The organism is Streptomyces hirsutus (assembly GCF_001418415.1).
In the GTDB taxonomy this organism is placed as follows: Bacteria; Actinomycetota; Actinomycetes; order Streptomycetales; family Streptomycetaceae; genus Streptomyces; species Streptomyces hirsutus.
Map to the genome: position 1 here is coordinate 1 of NZ_LIQT01000240.1, position 7,061 is coordinate 7,061.

The 7,061-nt window shown below is 72.9% G+C and carries 8 protein-coding genes; 5 read left to right on the top strand and 3 right to left on the bottom strand.

The genetic code is table 11. The annotated features are described in order from the left end of the window. Positions 1-398 precede the first annotated feature (398 nt). The gene (locus tag AOK11_RS18675; protein WP_055594859.1) at positions 399-1,325 is read right to left on the bottom strand and encodes a DUF3027 domain-containing protein; all 927 of its coding nucleotides are present in this window, start codon (positions 1,323-1,325) and stop codon (positions 399-401) included. Positions 1,326-1,721: 396 nt separating this feature from the next. On the opposite strand from AOK11_RS18675, the gene AOK11_RS18680 reads away from it, so the two are divergent. From AOK11_RS18680 to AOK11_RS18695, 4 genes are all read left to right on the top strand, one after another. Continuing rightward, the gene (locus AOK11_RS18680; protein ID WP_055594863.1) at positions 1,722-3,155 is read left to right on the top strand and encodes an MFS transporter; all 1,434 of its coding nucleotides are present in this window, start codon (positions 1,722-1,724) and stop codon (positions 3,153-3,155) included. Positions 3,156-3,317: 162 nt separating this feature from the next. After that, the gene (locus AOK11_RS18685; protein WP_240497392.1) at positions 3,318-3,815 is read left to right on the top strand and encodes a DUF2771 domain-containing protein; all 498 of its coding nucleotides are present in this window, start codon (positions 3,318-3,320) and stop codon (positions 3,813-3,815) included. A 107-nt stretch (positions 3,816-3,922) separates the two neighbouring features. Beyond that, positions 3,923-4,618: a futalosine hydrolase gene (locus tag AOK11_RS18690; protein ID WP_055594861.1), complete on the top strand. Its 696-nt coding sequence runs from the start codon at positions 3,923-3,925 to the stop codon at positions 4,616-4,618. Positions 4,619-4,697: 79 nt separating this feature from the next. Next, the gene (locus AOK11_RS18695; protein ID WP_055594864.1) at positions 4,698-5,525 is read left to right on the top strand and encodes a 1,4-dihydroxy-6-naphtoate synthase; all 828 of its coding nucleotides are present in this window, start codon (positions 4,698-4,700) and stop codon (positions 5,523-5,525) included. Between the two features lie 10 nt (positions 5,526-5,535). On the opposite strand, the gene AOK11_RS18700 is transcribed toward AOK11_RS18695, so the two are convergent. Then, the gene (locus AOK11_RS18700; protein WP_042169034.1) at positions 5,536-5,919 is read right to left on the bottom strand and encodes a cold-shock protein; all 384 of its coding nucleotides are present in this window, start codon (positions 5,917-5,919) and stop codon (positions 5,536-5,538) included. A gap of 164 nt (positions 5,920-6,083) precedes the next feature. Between AOK11_RS18700 and AOK11_RS18705 the strand changes: the two genes are divergently transcribed. Then, positions 6,084-6,335 (top strand): hypothetical protein, encoded by a 252-nt coding sequence (locus AOK11_RS18705; protein ID WP_055574275.1) that lies wholly within the window; start codon positions 6,084-6,086, stop codon positions 6,333-6,335. Here AOK11_RS18705 and AOK11_RS18710 read toward each other — a convergent pair. Next, a complete protein-coding gene (locus tag AOK11_RS18710; RefSeq protein ID WP_055594862.1) occupies positions 6,311-6,982 on the bottom strand; it encodes an HAD family hydrolase in 672 nt (223 codons plus the stop codon). The two genes, AOK11_RS18705 and AOK11_RS18710, sit on opposite strands and share 25 nt — an antisense overlap. Positions 6,983-7,061: the final 79 nt, after the last annotated feature.

Genomic DNA, 7,061 nt, shown 5'->3' on the forward strand with positions numbered 1-7,061 from the left:
AACATTCCGCCGGGGACGACCCGCCAGGAGGAAGCATGGTCGTCCCCGGCGGAATGTTCACGTACCAGATCGTCGTACGCAGCCAGCGCGTCTACGTCATCCAGATCACCTACTTGGGCTTCTGAGACGGCACGCTCCAAGACGCTGCGGACCCCGGTGCCGAAATCAGGTGGCCAAGCGTCCCTGAAGGAGAGGGGAACCGGGATTCCCGTCACGGACGTACGCGGAGTGGAGGGTGAAGACACGGCATGACATCTCCAGGCCCGAGCCGGCTGCTGGGGCCTGTCCGACCCACCCCCCATGACCGCGAGTCCCTGTCGATCTCCGTCCGGCCCATCACCCCGCACCGTACGCCGCGTCACTGACAACGCGACCGGTTCGCGGGAGAGGGGCACCCCCTACGAGTGCCCCAGCTCCGCCGACGCCGCGTCCTCCGTCGCCGGGACCGAGCCGGAGTCGGGGATCGGGCGGAGCGGGAACGGGTCGACGCGGGTTTCGTCTATGACCGGGGCCGGGGGCTGGGGCGGCTTGGGCATGACCGCGGCCTCCGAGTGGCCGCCGCAGCCGTAGGACAGGGAGACCACGTGGCCGTCGGCCGGGGAGAACTCGTTGGCGCACACGCCGAAGGCCTGGCCCAGGGAGCCGCCGATCGACATGAGGAAGCCGCAGCTGACACAGGCCGCGGGGGCCGCCTGCGCCATCGGGGTCTTGGCGCCGAACCCCTCCTCCCAGCGGTCGGCGGCGATGTGCAGGCCGTAGCGGGACAGGACGCGGGCCCGGCGCATGCCGAGTTCCTCGGCGACCGAAGCGATCGAGCCGCGGGCGGGTGCGATCGTCAGGTCGGCCGGGGCGACCCCGGCGACCTCGGCGTCCTCCGCCTCGACCAGCTCGGCGAGTTCCGCGGAGACCGTGGAGTTCGGCGCCGGCTCGTCCTCGCCGGAGTAGCCGGGTTCCAGGCGCAGGTCCTCGGCGTCGGTGGGCAGCAGGTCGCCGGGGCCCATGTCACCGGGGCGCAGCCGCTCGCTCCACGGCACCCACTCCGGTGCGAGCAGCGCGTCGGGGCCGGGCAGCAGGACCGCCTCGTCCACCGTGACGATCTTGGCGCGGGAGGCGCGGGCGACGGTGACGGCCCAGCGCCAGCCCCGGTAGCCGAGCTCGCGGCACGCGAAGAAGTGGGTGACGACCCGGTCGCCCTCGGAGACGAGCCCTTCGTGCTCTCCGACGACCCCGGGCGCGGCGGCCTCCTCGGCGGCGGCACGGGCGAGGTCGACCGCCTCGGCGCACAGGCGGTCGGGGGTGCGGCTTCGCGTTGTCGCTGCGCTCACAGGTATCGCTTCTCTCCTACGCCGTCTCACGAGTGCGCCACTCCCAGCGCGGGGACGGACGGAGCGGACCGCAGGACCGCGTCGACGTCCGCGCCTATTCGTGCTCGGGCGCGCCTCCATCCATTCTGCGGGATGGCTGAGATACGCACGCTACCTTCTCACGTGCGTATGGCCTACACCGACGGTAGTTCTCGGGCCGCCCCGCGCCGGAATCCGCCCGGTCCACGGCACCTCGCACCAGCCGTCACACCCGTACCTCATCGGCGTGGCGGGTACCCGGCAGCGTGGTCGGCAGTCATTGTGCCGGTGCGGTGTTGCGCCGGACAGCGGCACGCGTCGGAGCCGTCAGCATGGTTACGGCACTACGTACCGCCATATCGGGGCACTATGAACGTCGTGGCTACCGCGAGGACACCCCAGGGCGCCACCGGGACCGGTGAGGCGAACGGGGTCAGGGTGAAGGGAAAGGGCCGACGCGTCGGGACGGGGCGTCCGCTGCGTGCCCTCGGGCGCGGCCTGCGCTCCCCGGTGACCGGGACCGCGCGCGGAATCCGCCGCGCCACCCATGCGCACGGCGCCGGCGAGTCCGGGCTCGGCAAACTGATCGAACTGCACGGGGTGAACGGCGCCGGCGATGTCATGATCACCGTCGCGCTCGCGTCCACCGTCTTCTTCTCCGTGCCCACGGACGAGGCCCGTGGCCGGGTCGCCCTCTACCTCGCCATCACGATGGCCCCGTTCACGCTCCTGGCCCCGGTGGTCGGCCCGCTCCTCGACCGCCTCCCGCACGGCCGCCGGGCCGCGATGGCGGGCGCGATGCTCGCCCGCGCGGTCCTCGCCCTGGTGCTGTCCGGGGCGGTCGTCACCGGCAGCATCCAGCTGTATCCGGCCGCCCTCGGCGTGCTGGTCTCCTCGAAGGCGTACGGGGTGGTCAGAAGCGCCGTCGTGCCCCGGCTGCTGCCCCCCGCGTTCTCCCTGGTGAAGGCCAACTCCCGGGTCACCCTCGGCGGGTTGCTGGCCACCGGCATCGCGGCCCCGATCGGCGCGGGACTCCACCAGATCGGCCCGCGCTGGCCGCTGTACGGGGCGTTCGTCCTGTTCGTGACGGGGACGGTGCTGTCGTTCACGCTGCCGTCGAAGGTGGACTCCGCGAAGGGCGAGGACACGGCGCTGCTCGCGGCGGACGAGACGCATCTGCACGGTCCGCACCTCCAGCCGGTCAAGCGGCCCGGCCTGCGCACGGTCGGTCCGGCCGTCACCCACGCGCTGGCCGCCAACGCGTCCATCCGCTGTCTGACCGGGTTCCTGATCTTCTTCCTCGCGTTCCTGCTGCGCGAGCATCCGATGAGCGGGCAGAGCGCCGCCGTGTCCCTGGCCGTGGTGGGCGTGGCGGCGGGCACGGGCAACGCGCTCGGGACGGCCGTCGGGGCGTCGCTGAGATCCCGGGCGCCGGAGATCATCATCGTGACGGTGGTCGCCTGTGTGGTCGCCGCGGCGATCACCGCGGCGGCGCTGTTCGGCGCGGTCGTGATCGCCTGCCTGGCCGCGGTCGCCGGGTTCGCGCAGGCGCTGGCCAAGCTGTCCCTGGACGCGCTGATCCAGCGGGACGTGCCCGAACTGGTCCGTACGTCGGCGTTCGCCCGCTCCGAGACGCTGCTCCAGATGGCGTGGGTGCTCGGCGGGGCGATCGGCATCGCGATGCCGCTGATCGGGTCGCTGGGCCTGGCGGTGGGCGCCGCGATCGTCGCCACGGGCTGGCTGACCACCGTGCGCGGCCTGCTCGGCTCGGCCCGGCGGGGAGGGGGCACCGGGCGCGCGCGAGTGGCGTGAGCCCGTCCGCCGCACGACGGAGGTTCCGTACGGCGAAGGTTCCGCACGGCGGAGGTTCCGCACGGCGTCGGCGCGGCGTCCGCGCGCGAGTGGCGTAACGCTCCGGCCACGCCGTACCCCCGCGTGGGGAGCGGACCGGGCGCGCCCGATAGCCTTTCGCCTATGACCACGTTGCCTCGCGGCGCAGCCGCTCCGAGTGCCCGCGCCGTGCGACGCCGCCGTGTCGTCGCCACCGCCGGCGCCGTATCCGCCGGACTGCTCGTCCTCTCGGCCTGTGACAAGCCGACGGCGATCTCCACCCTCACCGTCGGCAGTTCCTCGGTGAGCTCCGAGGCGACCTGCGGTGGCCACGGCGAGGCGCTGAAGGCCTCCGACGTCACCAAGTGCCTGCAGGACAAGAGCGTCAAGGAGATCACGGTCGACCCGGACGAGACCGTGCGCTTCGGCGTCGACCCGGAGATCGCCGACAAGGGCTGGACCATCCTGATGAACGGCCAGCCGCTGACCGACTCCAGCACCAAGACGTACCGCACCATCCCCGGCAGCGTGTTCTTCAACGCCCAGTACGGCGCCCAGGGCGACTCGACCCTGGTGTCGGTCAAGGAGGGCGAGAGCAACGCCACGGGCCTGTGGTCCTTCCGTCTGAAGAAGGACGCCTGATCGACCCGGCCGGCCCGCGCAGCCCCGAAAGCCCCGGCGGCCCCGATACGTCCGCCGCACCCGGGGCCCCCGCCCGTACGGGGCTGAGGGCCCGGGGCGGCATCCTCGTGGCCACCGCGGTCCCCGCCGAGCGGGACGCGGTGGCCGGGGCGTTCCCGGGGGCCTCGCACGAGGTCGCCCTGCCGGGAGTGACCGTGCTCGAGATCGCCGACGGCCCCGACGTGCTCGCCGCCGGGGTCGGCCCGGCCCTCGCCGCCGCCTCCACGGCCACCGCCCTCACCGCCGCCGCTCTGACCGGCCGCCCCTACGACCTCGTCGTCTCGGCCGGGATCGCCGGCGGTTTCGCGCCCCACGCGCCGGTCGGCTCGCTCGTCGTCGCCGACGAGATCACCGCGGCCGACCTGGGCGCCGAGACGGCGGACGGCTTCCTGCCGGTGACCGCCCTCGGCTTCGGCACCGTCACCCACCTGCCCCCCGCCGCCCTGATCCGTGACGTGGCCGCCGCGACCGGCGCGCTCACCGGCGCCGTCCTCACCGTGTCGACGGTGACCGGCTCCGCGGCCCGCGCCGCGCACCTCGGCGACCTGCACCCCCGCGCGCTCGCCGAGGCCATGGAGGGCTTCGGGGTTGCCGAGGCCGCCGCCGCGCACGGTGTGCCCGTGCTGGAGATCCGGGCGGTGTCGAACCCCGTCGGCCCGCGCGACCGCGCCGCCTGGCGCATCGGCGACGCCCTGACGGCCCTCACCGAGGGCTTCGGGAAGCTCGCGCCCGTCCTGGAGAGTTGGAACCGGCATGACCAGTGAATCCCGTAAGCCCGACGAGCCCGGCCGGCCCGGCGAGTCCGGCGTGCAGCAGTCCGCGACCGGTGACCGGCCGCTGGGCATCGCGTACTCCCCCTGCCCGAACGACACCTTCGTCTTCGACGCCCTCGCGCACGGCCGCGTCCCCGGCGCGCCCGCCCTCGACGTCACCTTCGCCGACATCGACATCACCAACGGCATGGCCGAGCGCGGCGAGTTCGACGTGCTGAAGGTGTCGTACGCGGCCCTCCCCTACGTCCTCGACGAGTACGCCCTGCTGCCCTGCGGAGGCGCGCTCGGCCGCGGCTGCGGCCCGCTGGTGCTGACGCGGGACGAGGGAACGGATGTGAGCGGCCGTACGGTCGCGGTGCCGAGCGAGAAGTCGACGGCGTACCTGCTCTTCCGCCTCTGGGCGGCGGACACCCTGCCCGGCGGGATCGGCGAGATCGTCGTCATGCCGTTCCACGAGATCATGCCGGCTGTGCGGGACGGGAAGGTCGACGCGGGACTCGTGATCCACGAGGCGCGCTTCACGTACCGGAACTACGGGCTGCACAAGCTCGCCGACATGGGCGAGCACTGGGAGCGGACCACCGGACTGCCGATCCCGCTCGGCGCGATCATCGCCAAGCGGTCCCTCGGCCCGAAGACCCTGACCCTGCTCGCCGACTCGGTCCGCGCCTCCGTACGGACCGCCTGGGACGACCCCGAGGCGACGCGTCCGTACGTCATGGAGCACGCCCAGGAGATGGACCCGGCCGTCGCCGACCAGCACATCGGGCTGTACGTCAACGAGTTCACCGCCGACCTCGGCGAGGACGGCTACGCGGCGGTGCGGGGCCTGCTGACGCGCGCGGCGGCCGAGGGACTGGTACCGCCCCTCGGCCCGGACGCGCTGCGGTTCCCGTAGCGGGGTCCCCTCACACGTCCAGCTGGTCGGCGACGGCGCGCAGGAGTCCGGCGATCTGCTTCCCGGAGGTGCGCTCCGGGTAGCGGCCCCTCTCCAGCATCGGCGTGATGTTCTCCAGCAGGGTCGTCAGGTCCTGGACGATGGAGGCCAGCTCGTCGGGCTTCTTGCGCTGGGCCGCGGCGACCGACGGGGTCGGATCGATGACGGTCAGGGACAGGGCCTGATCACCGCGCTGCCCCGCGACCACGCCGAACTCGACGCGCTGGCCCGGTTTCAGCGTCTCGAGTCCGGCGGGGAGGACCGAGGAATGGACGAAGACGTCGCCGCCGTCGTCACGGGAGAGGAAGCCGAAGCCCTTCTCGCTGTTGAACCACTTGACTTTGCCGGTAGGCACGTCTGTCCTCGTCCTCGTACTCGTCGGAAACTGCTTCTGAAAACGGCTCTTGATAGCACTCGGGCGGGTCCCGGTGACCCGCCGCTACCAAGGCTAATGGTCTTCGGGCAGGTGACAAGACTGTCTCCGGGTTGTTCCCTCGGGCCAGGAACTACCCTGGTCGGGTGGCTGACAAAACCCAAGCGAATTCCCCGGCTCCCGGAGACGGTCTGGTCCGTGCCGGCGGCATCGTGTTCATCATCGGCGCCGTGGCCACTCTGGTCACGGTGGCCCCGCTGTTCCTCGGAATCGAGGCCTTTCCGACGTACATGTTCGTGCTGAGCATGCTCATGGGCGTCGGATTCCTGATGGCCGGCGCGGGCGTGCTGCGCTCGGCCGCGGCGGGACGCCGTCAGGCGCGTGCCGCCGGGGAGTAACCCGGCCGGCCCCCGTCGTCCCGGCCGTTCACGTGGTCCGAGAGCCAGCCGGGGAATTCCGTCAGGTCGGTGAGGACCACGTCCGCGCCCGCCTCCCGCAGTTCCGCGGGGTCGCAGGGGCCGGTGGCGACGGCGACGGCCAGCGCGTCGGCGGCCCGCGCGCCGCGCACGTCGCCCACGTGGTCGCCGACGTACACGCTCGCGCCGTGCTCGCGCAGCGCCAGCGCCTTCTGCTCGGCCCACAGGCCGCCGATCACGGCGTCCGGTTCGATGCCGAGGTGGGCCAGGTGCAGCTTGGCGTTCGCCTCGTGCTTCGCGGTGACGACGACGGCCCGCCCGCCCGCCTCGCGTACGGCGGCCATCGCCTCGCGGGCGCCGGGCAGCGCGGGCGTGGCGGCGATGGCGTACGTCGGGTACATCGCCCGGTACAGGTCGGCCACTTCGTCGATCCGCTCCGCCGGGAACCAGTTGATCAGCTCGTCCGCGAGGGGCGGCCCCAGCCGGGTGACGGCGAGATCGGCGTCGATGGGGGTCCCGGTCCGCTCGGAGAGTGCCCGGTAGCAGGCGCGGATGCCGGGCCGGGAGTCGATGAGCGTCATGTCGAGGTCGAAGCCGACGGTGGGCGGAAGCGCGGTCGTGGAGGCCATACCCGCCATTGTGCCCAGTGCACGCAAATAACAGGCCGCGGGCGTCGCGCCCCCGCTCAGCGGGGGCGCGACGCCCGCG

Coding starts and splice junctions, on each gene's coding strand:
- AOK11_RS18710 (WP_055594862.1), bottom strand. CDS start 6,982: ATGGCCTCCACGACCGCGCTTCCGCCCACCGTCGGCTTCGACCTCGAC.
- AOK11_RS18685 (WP_240497392.1), top strand. CDS start 3,318: ATGACCACGTTGCCTCGCGGCGCAGCCGCTCCGAGTGCCCGCGCCGTG.